Here is a 14,767-nt window from a genome sequence, read left to right as displayed (position 1 = left end):
CAGGAATTATGACTGCGAGCCTCCCACCCGGTTCCACCGATACCCATACTGAAGGCGGCGCAGCGGATGCGCCGCAGATGCCGTTCGCGGCCTCTTCGCGTTTCGTGCAGCGCCTGCGCCGGCGCTACGCCGGCGAACTGGCACTGCTGGCGGCCGGCGAACCGCGGCGCGCCACCATGGCGCAGGCCTACGACGCGCTGCGCGAACGCGGAGACGGCGTGGCCGATGCGTTGCGCATCGTGCGGCAACTCGTGATGGAGCGGCTGGTCACGCTCGACTGCGAACAACAGGCAGCGCTGGCGGTGGTCACGACCGCGGTCACCGAGCTCGCCGAGTTCGCCCTCGACATCGCCTGCCGCGAGGCCTGCGCCGAGCTCGAGGCCACGCACGGCACACCGCTCGGCCCCGATGGCCAGCACGCCCAGCTCTGGGTGGTGGGCATGGGCAAGCTCGGCGCGCGCGAGCTCAACGTGTCGAGCGACATCGACCTGATCTACCTCTACGACCACGACGGCGAGACGGTGGGCGACGCGCAGGGGCGCGCGCGGCTGGCGAACCAGGAGTTCTTCTCGCGCGCCGTCAAGCGCATCTATGCGCTGGTGGGCGACACCACCGAGCACGGCTTCGTGTTCCGCGTCGACCTCGCGCTGCGGCCCAACGGCAACTCGGGACCGAGCGTGGTCTCGCTCGATGCGCTGGAGGAGTATTTCCAGGTGCAGGGGCGCGAATGGGAGCGCTTTGCCTGGCTCAAGAGCCGGGTGGTGGCGCCGCAGAGCGTGATCGCGGACTGTTCGGCCCAGGCCCTGCGCGGCGTGGTGCTGCCCTTCGTGTTCCGGCGCTACCTGGACTACAGCGTGTTCGACTCGCTGCGCACCCTGCACCGGCAGATCCGCGAGCAGGCCGCGCGCCGCAGCGCCGGGCGGCCTGAGCGTGCCAACGACGTCAAGCTCTCGCGCGGGGGCATCCGCGAGATCGAGTTCATCGTGCAACTGCTGCAGGTGGTGCGCGGCGGGCAGTTCCCCGAGCTGCGCACCCGACCCACGCTCGATGCGCTGCAGCGCCTGGCGCGCGCCAACCTGATGCCGCAGGAAACGGCCGACGCGCTGGCCGCGGCCTACGAGTTCCTGCGTCGCGTGGAGCACCGCATCCAATACCTGGACGACCAGCAGACCCATGTGCTGCCGGTGCAGGACGAGGACCTGCGCTGGATCGCGCGCACGCTCGGGTACGAGGGCTGCTGCCCCTTCCTGGCGCAGCTCGATGCGCATCGCGAGTTCGTGGCCCAGGAGTTCGACAAGCTGCTCGGCGGCACGAAGGCGCCCTGCAAGCGCTGCAACGGCGCGGCGGCCGGCACCGTCCCGGCCGACCTGGGCGACCTGATCGAGGCGTTGCCGGCGCCCTTTGCAGAACGCATCCAGGCGTGGCGCGACAGCCCGCGCGTGCAGGCCCTGCGCGACGAGACCCGCGCACGTCTGCGCCAGCTGGTGCAGCGCACCGGCCAATGGCTGCGGGAGCCCGACGGCGAAGGCCCTGGCGAGATCGCCCACCACATCGACGGCGCAATGCGCTGGGTCGATTGGATCGAGCCGCTGATGCGCCGCGAGAACTACATTGCGCTGCTGGTCGAGCGCCCGGCGGTGCAGGAGCGGCTGCTGCGCCTGCTGGGCTCGGCGCGCTGGCCGGCGCGCTACCTGATGCAGCACCCGGGCGTGATCGACGAGCTCGCAAGCCATGAAATGCTGGCCGGCCGCTTCTCGGCCGCCGAGTTCGAGCGCGAGCTGGAAGCGCGCCACCTGTCGCTGCGCCAGACCGGCGAGGCCGACGAGGAGCGCCTGCTCAACCTGCTGCGCCACGCGCACCACGCCGAGCTGTTCCGCACGCTGGCGCGCGACGTCGAGGGCCGCATCACGGTCGAGCAGGTGGCCGATGACCTGAGCGCGCTGGCCGACGCGGTGCTGCGCGTGACCGCGCGCTGGTGCTGGCCGCACGTGCGCAACCCGCACCGCGAGACCCCGCGCTTCGCGATCATCGGGTACGGAAAACTGGGCGGCAAGGAGCTCGGCTACGGCAGCGACCTGGACATCGTGTTCGTCTACGACGACGACGACGAGCGCGCCGGAGAGGTCTATGCGGCCTACGTGCGCAAGCTCATCAACTGGCTGACGGTCAAGACCCGGGAGGGCGACCTGTTCGAGATCGACACGGCGCTGCGGCCCAACGGCAACTCGGGCCTGCTCACCACCAGCTTCGACGCCTACGAGAAATACCAGCTGGGCCGCGGCAGCAACACCGCCTGGACCTGGGAGCACCAGGCCATGACGCGCGCGCGCTTCGTGGACATGGCTTCGGGGCCCGAAGACAGCGGCGACTGCTCGCTGTGCGACCGCTTCGACCGCATCCGCGAGGCCGTCATTACGGCGCCGCGCGACCGCGCCGCGCTCAAGGCCGAGATCGTCGCGATGCGCGAGAAGGTGCGTGCCGCGCGGCCGGTCAAGGCCGATCGCTTCGACGTCAAGCACAGCCCCGGCGGCATGGTGGATGCCGAGTTCGCGGTCCAGTTCCTGGTGCTCTCGGAAGCGAAGGCCCATCCCGAGCTGATCCCGAACGTGGGCAACATCGCGCTGCTGGTCCGGGCCGAGGAGGCCGGCTTGCTGCCCGAGGGCATCGGCCGCAACGCCGCCGCGGCCTACCGCGAGCTGCGCCGCGTGCAGCACCGGGCGCGGCTCAACGAAGAGCCGACGCAGGTGCCGATGAGCGCGTTGGCGGCCGAGCGCGAAGCCATGCTGGCCCTGTGGAAGGCGGTGTTTGGCTGACGCACGCGTCCTCGCGCTGGCTGTCGGCGCGGCACTGGTGCTGCTGGCGGGCTGCGCCAGCGGGCCGCGCGGCTCCGGCATCGGCCGCGACGGCCCCGACGCCAACCCGCCCCCCGGCCTGGGCCAGATGCCCGATGCCGAGCCGCGCGTCGAAGCGATCCGCGGCAGCGGCGGCACCAGCAAACCCTATGTGGTGCTGGGCCGCTCCTACGTGCCGATCACCGACGACCGGCCCTGGCGCGAGACCGGCCTCGCCTCCTGGTACGGCCGCAAGTTCCACGCGCAATCCACCGCCAGCGGCGAGCCCTACGACATGTACGCGATGACGGCCGCCCACAAGACCTTGCCGCTGCCCAGCTACGTGCGGGTGCGCAACCCGGCCAACGGGCGCGAGGTGATCGTGCGGGTGAACGACCGCGGGCCCTTCCACGACGACCGCATCATCGACCTGAGCTACACCGCGGCCTACAAGCTCGACCTGCTGCGCGGGGTTGCGCCGGTGGAGATCGAGCGCATCACCAATGCGGACATCCGCGCCGGCACCTGGCGGCGCGGGGACACAGCGCTGGCGCAGGCGGCGCCGGCCCAGGCGCCGGTGGCGCTTGCCGCGGCCCCCGCCACCCCGGGCGCCGCCGATGCCGTCGCCGTGCCCGCGGCGCTGACCTCGCCGGTCGTGGCCGCGCCGCGCGCGGAAGTGCGGGAGCTGGATACCCTGCCGCCGCTGCCGGCACCCTCGTCCGAGCCGGTGCCGGCCCCGGCCGCCGAATCGCCGCCGGTCGCGCCGGCATCGGGCTTCTGGGTCCAGCTCGGCGCCTTCAGCCAGCGTGATGGCGTGGAGCGCTTCCAGCAGCAGGTGGCGCGCAGCCTGCCCGTGTTGGCGGGCGCGCTCAACGTGTTCGCCGAGCGCGGCACCTATCGGTTGCAGGCCGGGCCTTACGCTTCGCGCGACCAGGCGCGCGACATGGCCGAGCAGGTGCGCAACGGGCTGCAGCTGGCGCCGATGATCGTCGAGAGGCGCTGAGGCGCTGAGGCGCTGAGGCACGCTCAGGGCAGGGCTTCAGGCGGCGCGGCGGTCCGCAGCGCCTCGAGCTCGGCACGCGTGATGGCCCGCGCCGAGAAGCGCGCGGCGATGCGCGCCAGTTTTTCCGGATTGCGTTGGGTGCGGATGCGCAGGATCCGCTCGCCGTCGGTTTCGATGGTCTGCACCGACTCCAGGGACCCGTTGTAGAAGCGCAGCAGCCCCGGCTCGCCGTTGATCTCGGCAAGCTCCAGCCGGAGCCCGCCACCCAGCAGGCGCGGGACGGCGTAGAAGTACTGCGCGATGCGCTGGGCGCCCCGCAGCATCTTGCGGAAGGCGGGCACCTTGCCGCCGCTGTCGCCGATCAGCTCGGCATCCTCGGCCAGCAGTTCCTTCAGCCGGCGCATGTCGCCGCTGGTGGAGGCTTCGGCAAAACCCTGCATCAGGCGCCAGTGGGTATCGCGCTCCACCGCGAAGCGCGGGCGCTCGTCCTGGATCTGGGTCTTGGCGCGGTGCACCAGCTGGCGGCACGCCGCCTCGCTCTTGCCCAGGGTACGCGCCACGTCCTCGTACTCGGCGTCGAACACCTCGCGCAGCAGGAAGGCCGCGCGCGCCTCGGGGGCGAGGCGCTCCAGCACCGCCAGGAAGGCCACGGAGATGTTGTCCGCGCGCTCCAGCATCTGCTCGGGCGATGCCGGCGCGTCGGTCAGCAGCGGCTCGGGCAGCCAGGTGCCTTCGTAGTGCTCGCGCTGGAGCTTGGCGGCGCGCAGGCGGTCGATGGACAGGCGCGTGACCACCGTGACCAGCCAGGCCTCGGGGTTGTTCAGTGCGTCGACGGTCGCGTCGTTCCAGCGCAGCCAGGCGTCCTGCACCACGTCTTCGGCATCGGCCGCCGAGCCGAGCATGCGGTAGGCAATGCCCAGCAGGCGCTTGCGGTGGCGGTCGAAGGTGTGGGTGGAGTCGTCCATATCGGCAAGACGGACGATGCGCCCGCCTTGTGACAGGTGCGGGCGCGGCGGGTGCTCAGGCGCCCTGGTACTCGGCCTTGGGACCGAGGGTGGCCGTGACTTCCTTGCGGTACCGGTTGAGCTCCTGCACGGTCTTGAAGCTGCGGTTCATCAGCAGGCTCAGGTTGTGCAGGATGCGGTCGCCGACCTTGTGTTCCCAGACGGCGTCGAACTTGATCTGCTTGTCCAGCCAATGTTCCAGCCAGTCCGGGTCGGGCACGCGGCTCTGGATGGTGTCCTTCGGGAACAGCGCCTTGTTGACGTGCAGGTTGGTCGGGTGCAGTGCCTGGGCGGTGCGCCGGGCGCTGGCCATCAGCACGCCGACCTTGGTGAAGGCGGCGCGCGCCTCGTCGCCGAACTTCTCGAGTGCACGCTTCATGTAGCGCAGGTAGGCACCGCCGTGGCGGGCTTCGTCCTGGCTCAGGGTGGTGTAGATGTGCTTGATGACGGGCTCGGTGTGCCACTCGGCGGCACGCCGGTACCAGTGGTTGAGGCGGATTTCGCCGCAGAAATGCAGCATCAGGGTCTCGAGCGGCGGCGCCGGGTCGAAGTCGAAGCGCACCTCGTGCAGTTCCTGCTCGGTGGGGGCGTGCTGGGGGCTGAAGCGCTTGAGATATTCCATGAGCACCAGCGAATGCTTCTGCTCCTCGAAGAACCAGATCGACATGAAGGCGGAGAAGTCGCTGTCATGGCGGTTGTCGCGCAGGAACATCTCGGTGGCGGGCAGGGCAGCCCACTCGGTGATGGCATTCATCTTGATGGTCTGGGCCTGTTCCTCGGAGAGGCGGCTCGCGTCGAAGGACTGCCAGGGGATGTCCTTGTCCATGTCCCAGCGGACGGATTCGAGCTGTCTGAAAAGTTCCGGGTAGAGCATCAATGACTTTCTGAACCCGGCGATTTTAGACGCGGGGTTTGGCGCACTCGTGACAAGCGCGCGATGATGCGGTATAGACGACCGCGCCGCCATTCCGGCCAAGTCCCTACATTCACTCTGGAAACCGCCATGCGAAGCCTCCTGCGACGGCCCTTTGTTTCTCCCCACTTCGCGGCTTCCGCGGCTTTCGCAGCGGCAACCTGCCTGGCGCCCGCTGTCGCCAACGCCCAGGGCGCTCCAGCGCCCGGCGCCGCAGCGACCACCCCGGCCGGCTGCCCACCCATCCTGCAACACACCTTCCCCCGGCTGCAAGACGAGAAACCCCAAGCGCTGTGCCAGTACACAGGCAAGGTGGTGCTGGTGGTCAACACCGCCAGCTTCTGCGGCTTCACCCCACAGTACAAAGGCCTGGAGGCGCTGGACAGCAAGTACCGCTCGCGCGGGCTGGTGGTGCTGGGCTTCCCCTCCAACGACTTCTCGCAGGAGACCGGCACGAACAAGGAGATCGCCGAGTTCTGCGAAAGCACTTTCGGCGTGAAATTCCCGATGTTCGCCAAGTCCTCGGTGCGCGGGCCGCAGGCCAATCCGCTGTTCAAGGAACTGGCGCAGGCCTCGGGCACGACGCCCAAGTGGAATTTCTACAAATACCTGATCAGCCGCGAAGGCAAGGTGGTGGAGTCCTATTCCAGCATGACCTCGCCGGATGACAGGGCCTTCGTGCGCGACCTGGAAAAGCAGCTCGGGCCGCAGTGAGGTTGCGGGGCACCTGCCGTCACAAATGCTTACCACTGGCCGGGGAACCGCTCTGCGCAGGTCGGCTCTTACCGGCTCGGGTGTAGAAAACCCGAAAGTTTTCATGTTGCGAGGCCTTCTGGGCGCATGACGTCCGGATGAAATCCCGGGGCGATTCTTCTCCTCCTCCCTCCCTCCCTCCTTCGTTTCGGGGCGCCTCGCAGCATCTTTATCTCGCCCCCAGGTTGGCTCACTTCGTGTAGCCGCTCACCCCCTACCGGGGGCAACACCAGCGGCCCGGCAAAGCCGGTTCCGCGGTGGGGATGTTGCTCGCCCCCAGGTTGGCTCACTTCGTGTAGCCGCCCACCCCCTACCGGGGGCAACACCGGCGGCCCGGCAAAGCCGGTTCCGCGGTGTCCACCAACAAAAAGCCCCGCGGTGCGGGGCTTTTGCTTTGGGGCCGATGGGGTGGCTCCGGCGCTCAGGGCGCGGTGTCGGCGAAGCTGGCGCGCAGCATCAGCTTGTCGTAGAGCTTGCCGAGGTTCGGGTGCTCGCCGCGCCAGTCGATGTCGGGGAAGCGGAACGCGATCCAGCCCAGTGCGCAGCCGACGGAGATGTCCGACAGGCTCAAATGGATGCCGCTGCAGAAGGGCTTATCGCCCAGGCCCTTGGCCATGGCACGGATGCCGGCCTCGACCTTCGCACGCTGGCGGTCCATCCAGGCCCGGCTGCGCTCGCCGTCGGCACGGCGGGCCCACGTGGCCTCGAGACGCCAGAGCACGCCGGCATCCATCACGCCGTCGGCAAGGGCCTCCCAGGTCTTGACCTCGGCGCGCTCGCGGCCCGGCTGCGGGATCAGCTTGCCGACCGGCGACAGGGTGTCCAGGTACTCGACGATCACGCGCGAGTCGAACATGGCCTCGCTGCCGTCCATGATCAGGCAGGGCACCTTGCCCAGCGGGTTGGAACTGGCAATGGTCGTGTCGTCGGACCAGACGTCCTCGATCACGAACTGGTAGTCGAGCCGCTTTTCGGCCATGACCACACGCACCTTGCGCACATAAGGACTGGCAGCGGATCCGATCAGTTTCATGCGGGCTCTCTCCCCCTGGGGGTCGTCGTTGTAGCGTTTTGATTCTAGGGGAAGGCGCGCGGTGCAGAATCCTGCTTCCATGCCAACGAGGGAGAAGGTGAAGGAACATGGTCACAGAAGCGCCCATCGATACAGTGCCCGAGCGCCATCCGATCGAGTTCACGGCCAGCGGCAGCGAGTACTTCCGCATCTGGATCGTCAACCTGCTGCTCATCGTCCTCACGCTCGGCATCTACCTGCCCTGGGCCAAGGTGCGCAAGCTCAAGTACTTCTACAGCAACACCTGGGTCGGCGGCGACGCGCTGGACTTCCACGGCGAGCCGGCCAAGATGCTGCGCGGCACGTTGATCGCCGCCGGCTTCCTGATCGCCTATTCGGTGGGCAGCAACTTCTCCGGTTGGGCGGCGCTGCTGGCGGCGCTGGCCTTCGTGGCGCTATGGCCGGCGCTGTTCCGGGCGGCGATGCGCTTCAGGCTGGCCAACACCAGCTGGCGCGGCCTGCGCTTCCGTTTCGCGGGCGACACCGCCGGCGCCTACGCCTGCATGCTGCCGCCGCTGGCCCTGGCGCTGCTGCCGGCGGCCCTCGCGGGCGCGATGGCCGGAGCGTCGATGGATGGCAAACCCCCCGCGTTGCCGGCCGTGGCCACCGGCGTGGTTGGCCTGGGCATGCTGGCCTTCGTGGCGGGCCTGCCCTACTTTTTCTGGCGCGTGCGGCGCTACCAGCACGACAACTACGCGATCGGCACGCTGCAGACCCGGCTCAAGGCCGATGTGGGCGTGCTCTACGGCATCTTCATCAAGCTGATCGCGATCAGCCTTGGGGCCTTCGCGATCATGCTGCTGGTGGCGGGCCTTTTTGCCTTCACCGGTCGCAGGACCGGCACCGGCGCGACGTTCGTGGTCGTGGCGGCGCTCATGGGCTTCGGCACGATCCTGCTCGTCAACATCCTGCCCAAGTCCTATTTGCAGGTGCGGCTGCAGAACCTGCTGTGGTCGACCACCGGCAACGAGGTGCTGCGCTTCGACAGCCGCCTGAAGTTCGGCAGCTACCTGGGCCTGCAGTGCAGGAATTACCTGCTGATCTTCCTTACGCTCGGCCTCTACTGGCCTTTCGCGGTGGTGAACACCCGGCGTGCCCAGATCGATGCGGTCGAGTTGCAGACGCGAATCGGGCTCGACCAGCTCAGCCAGGTGGCGGGGCGGGAAGACCCGGGCGCCGCGGGCGACATGGCGGCCGACCTGTTCGGGCTGGACATTGGCCTGTGAGCGCCACCCCGACGGCTGGATGAGCGCAGAACACGAGGCGACAAGCCCAGGGGCAGTTGTCGAATGAACGCCCTCGAGGTCCGTTTCTTCGACGGCCGCAGCAGCCGGCCGCAGGCGGCGCGCCTGCACGTGCAGGGCGATGTGCTGACCATCTCGCCGGCGCCCGGCGAAACCTTTGCATCGTTCAGCGTGCCGCTGGCGCGGCTGCGCTGGCCCGAGCGCACCCGTCACGGCGGCCGGCTCCTGCAGCTGCCGCAGGGTGCCAGCGTCCAGGCGCTCGACGTCGCGGCTTGGGATGCATGGGCCGCGCAGCTCGGCCGCAGCGAGAGCTGGGTGGTCCGCGCCCAGCAGAACTGGCGCGGCGTGGCGCTGGCCTTGGCGTTGCTGCTGGCCGCCACCGCGGCGCTGTACCAGTGGGGCCTGCCCTGGGTCGCGCGCGGCGTGACGGCGGCGGTGCCGGCCGGCGTGGACACGACCATTGGCGCCGAGGTGCTCGAATCCATCGACCAGTCGCTGCTGGCGCCCAGCGCGCTGGCGCCGGAGGAACAGGAGCGCATTCGCCGCACCTTCGCGCGGATGGTGCAGGCAGCGCATCCGGAGGGCGCGCCGGCCTGGAAGCTGGAGTTCCGGCGCGCCCGCGACCCACGGCTGGGCCCCAACGCGCTGGCGCTGCCGGGCGGCACCATCGTCCTGACCGACGAGCTGGTTCAGCTGATGCCCGGCGACCCGGATGCAGTGCTCGGCGTGCTGGGCCACGAGTTCGGCCATGTGCGGCTGCGGCATGCGATGCGGCAGTTGGTGCAGGCCTCGGCGATCGGTTTTGCCGTGTCGGCCGCCTTCGGCGACTACGGCACGCTGATCGGCAGCGCCCCGGTGCTGCTGGCCACGCTCGGCTACTCGCGCGATGCCGAGCGCGAGGCCGACGCCGAAGCGGTGCGGCTGATGCGCGCCGCCGGCATCTCGCCGCGCGTGATGATCGGCTTCTTCGAGGCCGTCGAGCGCTGGCGCGCCGGGCAGAAGCGCGCCGGGCTGGACGATGACGTCATCGGCCTGGCCTTCTCCTCGCACCCGGCCACGGCCGAGCGCATCGCCTTCTTCCGCGAGGCAGCGGCCAACTGAAATTGAAGGCCTGGGGCCGGCACCTAAAATTCGGGCATGAGCTTTTCCACCGTCTCCGCCCTTTCCCCCCTCGACGGCCGCTACGCGGCCAAGCTCTCGGCCCTGCGGCCGCTGATGAGCGAGCAGGGCTACATGCATCGGCGGGTTCAGGTCGAAGTGGCGTGGTTCATCGCGCTGTCGGACTGCGGCTTCCCCGAATTCAAGCCGCTCACCGGCGGCGCGCGCAAGTACCTGCTGGGCCTGGTCAACAATTTCTCCGAGGCCGACGCCATCGCGATCAAGCAGATCGAGAAGACCACCAACCATGACGTCAAGGCGGTCGAGTACTGGATCAAGTCCAAGTTCGAGGCGCGCCCGGAGCTGCAGGCGGCCTCGGAGTTCGTGCACTTCGCCTGCACCAGCGAGGACATCAACAACACCAGCCATGCGCTGCAGATCCAGGCGGCGCGCGAGAAAGTGGTGCTGCCTGCCATCGACGGCCTGATCGCCACCCTGCGCGAGATGGCGGGCCGCTTCGCCGAGGTGCCGATGCTGTCGCGCACGCACGGCCAGACCGCCAGCCCGACCACCGTCGGCAAGGAGATCGCGAACGTCGCCGTGCGGCTGGCCAAGGCACGCGAGCGCATCGCCGGCGTCGCGCTGCTGGGCAAGATGAACGGCGCGGTGGGCAACTACAACGCCCACATGGCGGCTTGGCCCGAGTTCGACTGGGAGGCCTTCAGCCGCAAGGTGGTCGAGACGCCGGCGCCGCTGGGCCTGGGCCTCAGCTTCCAGCCGTACAGCATCCAGATCGAGCCGCACGACTACATGGCGGAGCTCTTCGATGCCGTGGCGCGGGTCAACACCATCCTGATCGACTTCGCGCGCGACGTCTGGGGCTACGTGGGCCTGGGCTATTTCAAGCAGCGGCTCAAGGAGGGCGAGATCGGCTCCTCGACCATGCCGCACAAGGTCAACCCGATCGATTTCGAGAACGCCGAAGGCAACCTGGGGCTGGCCAACGCCCTGCTTCGCCACCTGAGCGACAAGCTGCCGATCAGCCGCTGGCAGCGCGACCTGACCGACAGCACCGTGTTGCGCAACATCGGCGTGGCTTTCGGCTATGCAGTGCTGGCCTATGCGAGCCTGGCCACCGGCCTCGGCAAGCTGGAGCTCAACGAGGAGGCGCTCGCCGAGGATCTCGAGGCCTCCTGGGAAGTGCTGGCCGAGCCGATCCAGACCGTGATGCGGCGTTTCGGCGTGCAGGGCGCGTACGAGCAGCTCAAGGAGGTCACCCGCGGCAAGACGGTGACGGCCGAAGCGCTGCACGAGCTGATCCGCTCGCTCGAGATCCCCGAAGAGGAAAAGGAACGGCTGCTGGCCATGACGCCAGCCAGCTACACCGGCAAGGCGGTCGAACTCGCGCGGCGGGCGCAGACGCCCTGAAGACAGGGTAGGCCGGGCGGGCCGAGGGGCCGCCTACACTCGCGACCCCATGGCGCTCAAATCCACCATCTTCAAGGCCACCCTCGCGGTGGCCGACATCGACCACGGCTACTACGCCGACCACGCGCTCACGCTGGCGCGCCATCCCAGCGAGACCGACGAGCGGATGATGATCCGGCTGGTGGCGCTGGCTCTCAATGCGCACAAGCTGCAGGACGTCTGCCAGGGCGACGGCACGCTGGCCTTCGGCGCGGGCCTTTCGAACCCGGACGAGCCTGATGTCTGGCTGCGCGACTTCACCGGCGCGGTGCGGCTGTGGATCGAGGTCGGCCAGCCGGAGGACAAGCCGATCATCAAGGCCTGCGGGAAGGCGGACGAGACGATCGTCTATGCCTTCCACCATGCGGCCGAGGTCTGGTGGCGCGGCATCGAGAACAAGCTCACGCGGCCGCAGAACCTGGCGGTGTACCGCGTGCCGACGGCAGCTTCGCAGGCACTGGCCGCGCTGGCGCAGCGATCGATGCAATTGCAGGCGACGGTCCAGGAAGGCACGCTGATGCTGGGCGATGGCACGCACAACGTGGACATCGAGCCGGTGCGCTGGAAGTAGTCAGGCTTCGCCAGGCATCATCGCGCCGCAGCGCCAGCACTGCTCGAAGCCGCCTTCCACCAGCTCGCCGCAACCACACTGCCAGCGCCGCTGGGGCCGGTGCTGCAGCGCGTGCAGCAGCTGCTTGGCGCGCTCGAACTGGGCCTCGTCCTCGATCCAGATCTCCGGCAGGCATTGGTCGGGCGGCAGCTGGCCGGCGGCCGCGCCGAGGTATTCGCGCTGCACGGAGGCCGCGACGCCCTCCTCCCGCAAGGCATCGGCCCAGAGGGTGGCGATCGCCAGGTTGGGGGCTTGCGCGAGGCGGCGCATGGCGCTTGCGTCCTGCGTCCTGTTCAGCGCGGCAGCTCGACGAGCTCGCCGGGCGCGGGCTCGTCGTCGGGCCAGGCAGGCTCGGCCTCGCGCGCCCGCTCGGCATAGCGGTTGAAGCGCCAGGCCTTGTCCTGCATCGTGATGCGGCGCCAGGTGGCTCGCTTCTCGCCGGGCGTCATCGAGGGCCAATGCTGCACCTCGTCGAAGCTGCGGCCACAGCCCTTGCATTCGTCGTCGCCCTGGCTGGTGGAGCAGATGGCGATGCAGGGGGTGTCCGGTGTCGTCTGGTACCAGGCGAGCCAGGCGTCCCAGGCCTTGGGCGGGAAGCCGACCTCGGCGGCCTCGTCCTCGTGATGGAACACCATCAGCGCGTAGACCTCCGCCAGCGCGCGCAGTTCGGGTGCGAGGGTGATGCCATCGGGCGAGGGCTTTTTCTCGCGCCAGTAATTGATGGCGGCCTCGATGTCTGTGATGTGGATGGCGGCCATGAAGGGGGTCGGAAAATGCGGCTGGGCATCATAGTCCCGGCAAAGCCCGGCGGCGGGCGAAGGTTATGCGCTGCTCTCAAATCGATAGCGGCCGCCGCCCTGGTGGCGCAACATCCGGACGCTTTTTCTTTAAGCCCCTGGAAAAATCCGGTTGCCAGGCCAGGGTCCTCGATGCTCTAATCGTCCACCGAAGGGGAGTAGCTCCCACCCGTTCTCCACGAGGACGAAATCGACAGGTCGTCAATACGAAGACAACACTTCCGGCCTGTCGGGCAGCCCACGCTGCCGAGCAAGACCTTCGATTAGAGCTCGCGCGGGTTCGATCGAAGCGTTTGCATGTCCGGGACCCGTGGGTCCTCATTCAGCCGCTTGATCCAACCCGCACGGGATGAAGCAATTCGAACAGAGGACGCTATGGAACAGTTCCTGACCCCCGAATTCTGGGTCGCCGTCGGTCAGATCATCATGATCGACATCCTTCTCGGCGGCGACAACGCCGTCGTCATCGCGCTGGCCTGCCGCAAGCTGCCCCCCGCGCAACGCACCAAGGGCATCCTTTGGGGCACGGCGGGTGCGATCGTGCTTCGCGTGATCCTGATCTTCTTCGCGCTTACCCTGCTGGCCATTCCGTTCCTGAAGCTGGCTGGCGCGCTGCTGCTGGTGTGGATCGGCGTCAAGCTGCTTGCTCCGGAGCATGACGATGCGCACGGCAACATCGCCGCCAGCGACAAGCTGTGGGCCGCCGTCAAGACGGTGATCGTGGCCGACCTGGTGATGAGCGTGGACAACGTGATCGCGATTGCGGGCGCTGCCCAGGGCGCGGGCTCGGACCACCAGATGCCGCTGGTGATCTTCGGCCTGCTGGTGAGCATTCCGATCATCGTCTGGGGCAGCCAGCTGGTCATCAAGTTGATGGACCGCTTCCCCATCATCATCACGCTGGGTGGCATGCTGCTGGGCTGGATCGCCGGCACGATGGCTGTGTCGGACCCCGCGGTCGTCAACCCCGCCGCCTGGGCCTGGGTGCCGAAGGTGCCGCAGACCGACATGGTGCGCTACATTGCCGGTATCGGCGGCGCGCTGCTGGTGCTCTTGATCGGCAAGTGGGTGGCGATGCGCCGGCCGAAGCCGCAGGACACCGCCACCGCGTGATCTCGACAAGAAGGAGCACCCATGGAAAAGATCATTCTGTATGTCGACGACGCGGCCTACGCGCGCGAGCTGCTCTCGCGGCTCACGCCGGAAGCGGTCGGCACGGGTGCCCGCCATTGGGTGCTGGTGGCCTGCGCGCCGCGCATGACGCATCGCATCAGCAAATGGGTGAGCCACAGCGCGCGCGAGAACTGGCGCAATAAATGGCTGGCGAAGACGCAGGAGCAGTTGCTGCCGCTGCTGCAACTGCAAGACGGCCAAGTTACCTCCGTGCTGGCCAAGGGTCCCTTGGCCGAGTTGACACGGCGCCTGAAGATGGAGCACGGCGCGGCGCGCGTGATCGATGCCCGCCGCCCGAAGATCGGCGTGGACCTCGAACCGGTCGCGCCTGACGTGAAATCACCCAGCCAGTCCGGCTGGGCGCTGCCCGGCGCGGTGCTCGGCATGGGCGCGCTGCTGATGCTGGCCAACGAGCTGTCTGAATAAGACGCTCGCCACACCGCACGCATGCGCCTCGTCATCAAGTGGCTGCTGAGCGCTCTCGCGCTGCTGGCAGTGACCTACGTCTACAGCGGCGTGCAGGTGTCGAGCTTCACCTCGGCACTCATTGCCGCGGCCGTGATCGGCCTGCTCAACATGGTGGTGCGGCCGGTGCTGGTGGTCCTGACGCTGCCGGTCACCATCGTCACGCTGGGCCTCTTCCTCTTCGTGATCAATGCCCTGCTGTTCTGGGCCGCCTCGGGGCTGCTGCCGGGCTTCCACGTGAACGGCTTCGTGGCGGCGCTGATCGGCTCGCTGATCTATTCGCTGCTGGGCCTGGTCATCGAGGCCGCGCTGGGCGGCCTGTTCGCCAGGGGCTGAG

The 14,767-nt window shown here is 68.6% G+C and carries 15 protein-coding genes; 10 read left to right on the top strand and 5 right to left on the bottom strand.

All coding sequences use genetic code 11. The annotated features are described in order from the left end of the window. The first annotated feature begins 8 nt into the window (after positions 1-8). On the top strand, positions 9-2,813 hold the full coding sequence (gene glnE, locus E5P3_RS29470) for a bifunctional [glutamate--ammonia ligase]-adenylyl-L-tyrosine phosphorylase/[glutamate--ammonia-ligase] adenylyltransferase (RefSeq protein WP_162589196.1): 2,805 nt from the start codon (positions 9-11) through the stop codon (positions 2,811-2,813). Beyond that, on the top strand, positions 2,806-3,834 hold the full coding sequence (locus E5P3_RS29465) for a septal ring lytic transglycosylase RlpA family protein (protein WP_174263115.1): 1,029 nt from the start codon (positions 2,806-2,808) through the stop codon (positions 3,832-3,834). Before glnE ends, E5P3_RS29465 begins: the two co-directional genes overlap by 8 nt. 23 nt (positions 3,835-3,857) lie before the next feature. Here the strand turns inward: E5P3_RS29465 and E5P3_RS29460 are convergent, their stop codons facing one another. Further along, positions 3,858-4,799 (bottom strand): RNA polymerase sigma-70 factor, encoded by a 942-nt coding sequence (locus E5P3_RS29460; protein ID WP_162589195.1) that lies wholly within the window; start codon positions 4,797-4,799, stop codon positions 3,858-3,860. Positions 4,800-4,854: 55 nt separating this feature from the next. Beyond that, positions 4,855-5,712 (bottom strand): ferritin-like domain-containing protein, encoded by an 858-nt coding sequence (locus E5P3_RS29455; protein ID WP_162589194.1) that lies wholly within the window; start codon positions 5,710-5,712, stop codon positions 4,855-4,857. Between the two features lie 129 nt (positions 5,713-5,841). Between E5P3_RS29455 and E5P3_RS29450 the strand changes: the two genes are divergently transcribed. Then, positions 5,842-6,465, top strand: a complete 624-nt coding sequence (locus E5P3_RS29450) for a glutathione peroxidase (protein WP_162589193.1) — start codon at positions 5,842-5,844, stop codon at positions 6,463-6,465. Positions 6,466-6,925: 460 nt separating this feature from the next. Here the strand turns inward: E5P3_RS29450 and E5P3_RS29445 are convergent, their stop codons facing one another. Next, positions 6,926-7,537, bottom strand: a complete 612-nt coding sequence (locus E5P3_RS29445) for a glutathione S-transferase N-terminal domain-containing protein (RefSeq protein WP_162589192.1) — start codon at positions 7,535-7,537, stop codon at positions 6,926-6,928. Positions 7,538-7,644: 107 nt separating this feature from the next. Here E5P3_RS29445 and E5P3_RS29440 point away from each other — a divergent pair, with 107 nt between their 5' ends. The 4 genes from E5P3_RS29440 to E5P3_RS29425 all read left to right on the top strand — a co-directional run bounded on the left by E5P3_RS29440 (position 7,645) and on the right by E5P3_RS29425 (position 11,956). After that, entirely contained in the window at positions 7,645-8,802 is a 1,158-nt protein-coding gene (locus E5P3_RS29440) for a YjgN family protein (RefSeq protein WP_162589191.1), read from the top strand. A 63-nt stretch (positions 8,803-8,865) separates the two neighbouring features. Beyond that, positions 8,866-9,921: a M48 family metallopeptidase gene (locus E5P3_RS29435; RefSeq protein ID WP_162589190.1), complete on the top strand. Its 1,056-nt coding sequence runs from the start codon at positions 8,866-8,868 to the stop codon at positions 9,919-9,921. 36 nt (positions 9,922-9,957) lie between these two features. After that, a complete protein-coding gene (gene purB, locus E5P3_RS29430) occupies positions 9,958-11,346 on the top strand; it encodes an adenylosuccinate lyase (protein ID WP_162589189.1) in 1,389 nt (462 codons plus the stop codon). A gap of 49 nt (positions 11,347-11,395) precedes the next feature. Then, positions 11,396-11,956: a YaeQ family protein gene (locus E5P3_RS29425; protein WP_162589188.1), complete on the top strand. Its 561-nt coding sequence runs from the start codon at positions 11,396-11,398 to the stop codon at positions 11,954-11,956. Here E5P3_RS29425 and E5P3_RS29420 read toward each other — a convergent pair whose 3' ends face one another. Both E5P3_RS29420 and E5P3_RS29415 read right to left on the bottom strand, forming a co-directional pair. Next, complete coding sequence (locus E5P3_RS29420) at positions 11,957-12,265, bottom strand: putative signal transducing protein (RefSeq protein WP_162589187.1); 309 nt, start codon at positions 12,263-12,265, stop codon at positions 11,957-11,959. Between the two features lie 23 nt (positions 12,266-12,288). Next, positions 12,289-12,753: a DUF3717 domain-containing protein gene (locus E5P3_RS29415; protein ID WP_162589186.1), complete on the bottom strand. Its 465-nt coding sequence runs from the start codon at positions 12,751-12,753 to the stop codon at positions 12,289-12,291. 414 nt (positions 12,754-13,167) lie between these two features. On the opposite strand from E5P3_RS29415, the gene E5P3_RS29410 reads away from it, so the two are divergent. From E5P3_RS29410 to E5P3_RS29400, 3 genes are read left to right on the top strand one after another with little or no spacing between them, the layout of a single operon-like run. After that, on the top strand, positions 13,168-13,905 hold the full coding sequence (locus E5P3_RS29410; protein ID WP_162589185.1) for a TerC family protein: 738 nt from the start codon (positions 13,168-13,170) through the stop codon (positions 13,903-13,905). 21 nt (positions 13,906-13,926) lie between these two features. Next, on the top strand, positions 13,927-14,391 hold the full coding sequence (locus E5P3_RS29405; protein ID WP_162589184.1) for a hypothetical protein: 465 nt from the start codon (positions 13,927-13,929) through the stop codon (positions 14,389-14,391). 21 nt (positions 14,392-14,412) lie between these two features. Beyond that, the gene (locus E5P3_RS29400) at positions 14,413-14,766 is read left to right on the top strand and encodes a phage holin family protein (RefSeq protein ID WP_162589183.1); all 354 of its coding nucleotides are present in this window, start codon (positions 14,413-14,415) and stop codon (positions 14,764-14,766) included. Position 14,767: the final 1 nt, after the last annotated feature.

The organism is Variovorax sp. RA8 (genome assembly GCF_901827175.1).
In the GTDB taxonomy this organism is placed as follows: Bacteria; Pseudomonadota; Gammaproteobacteria; order Burkholderiales; family Burkholderiaceae_C; genus Variovorax.
The sequence above is the reverse complement of the archived record's forward strand: the minus strand, read 5'-3'. Positions and strand labels throughout refer to the sequence as shown.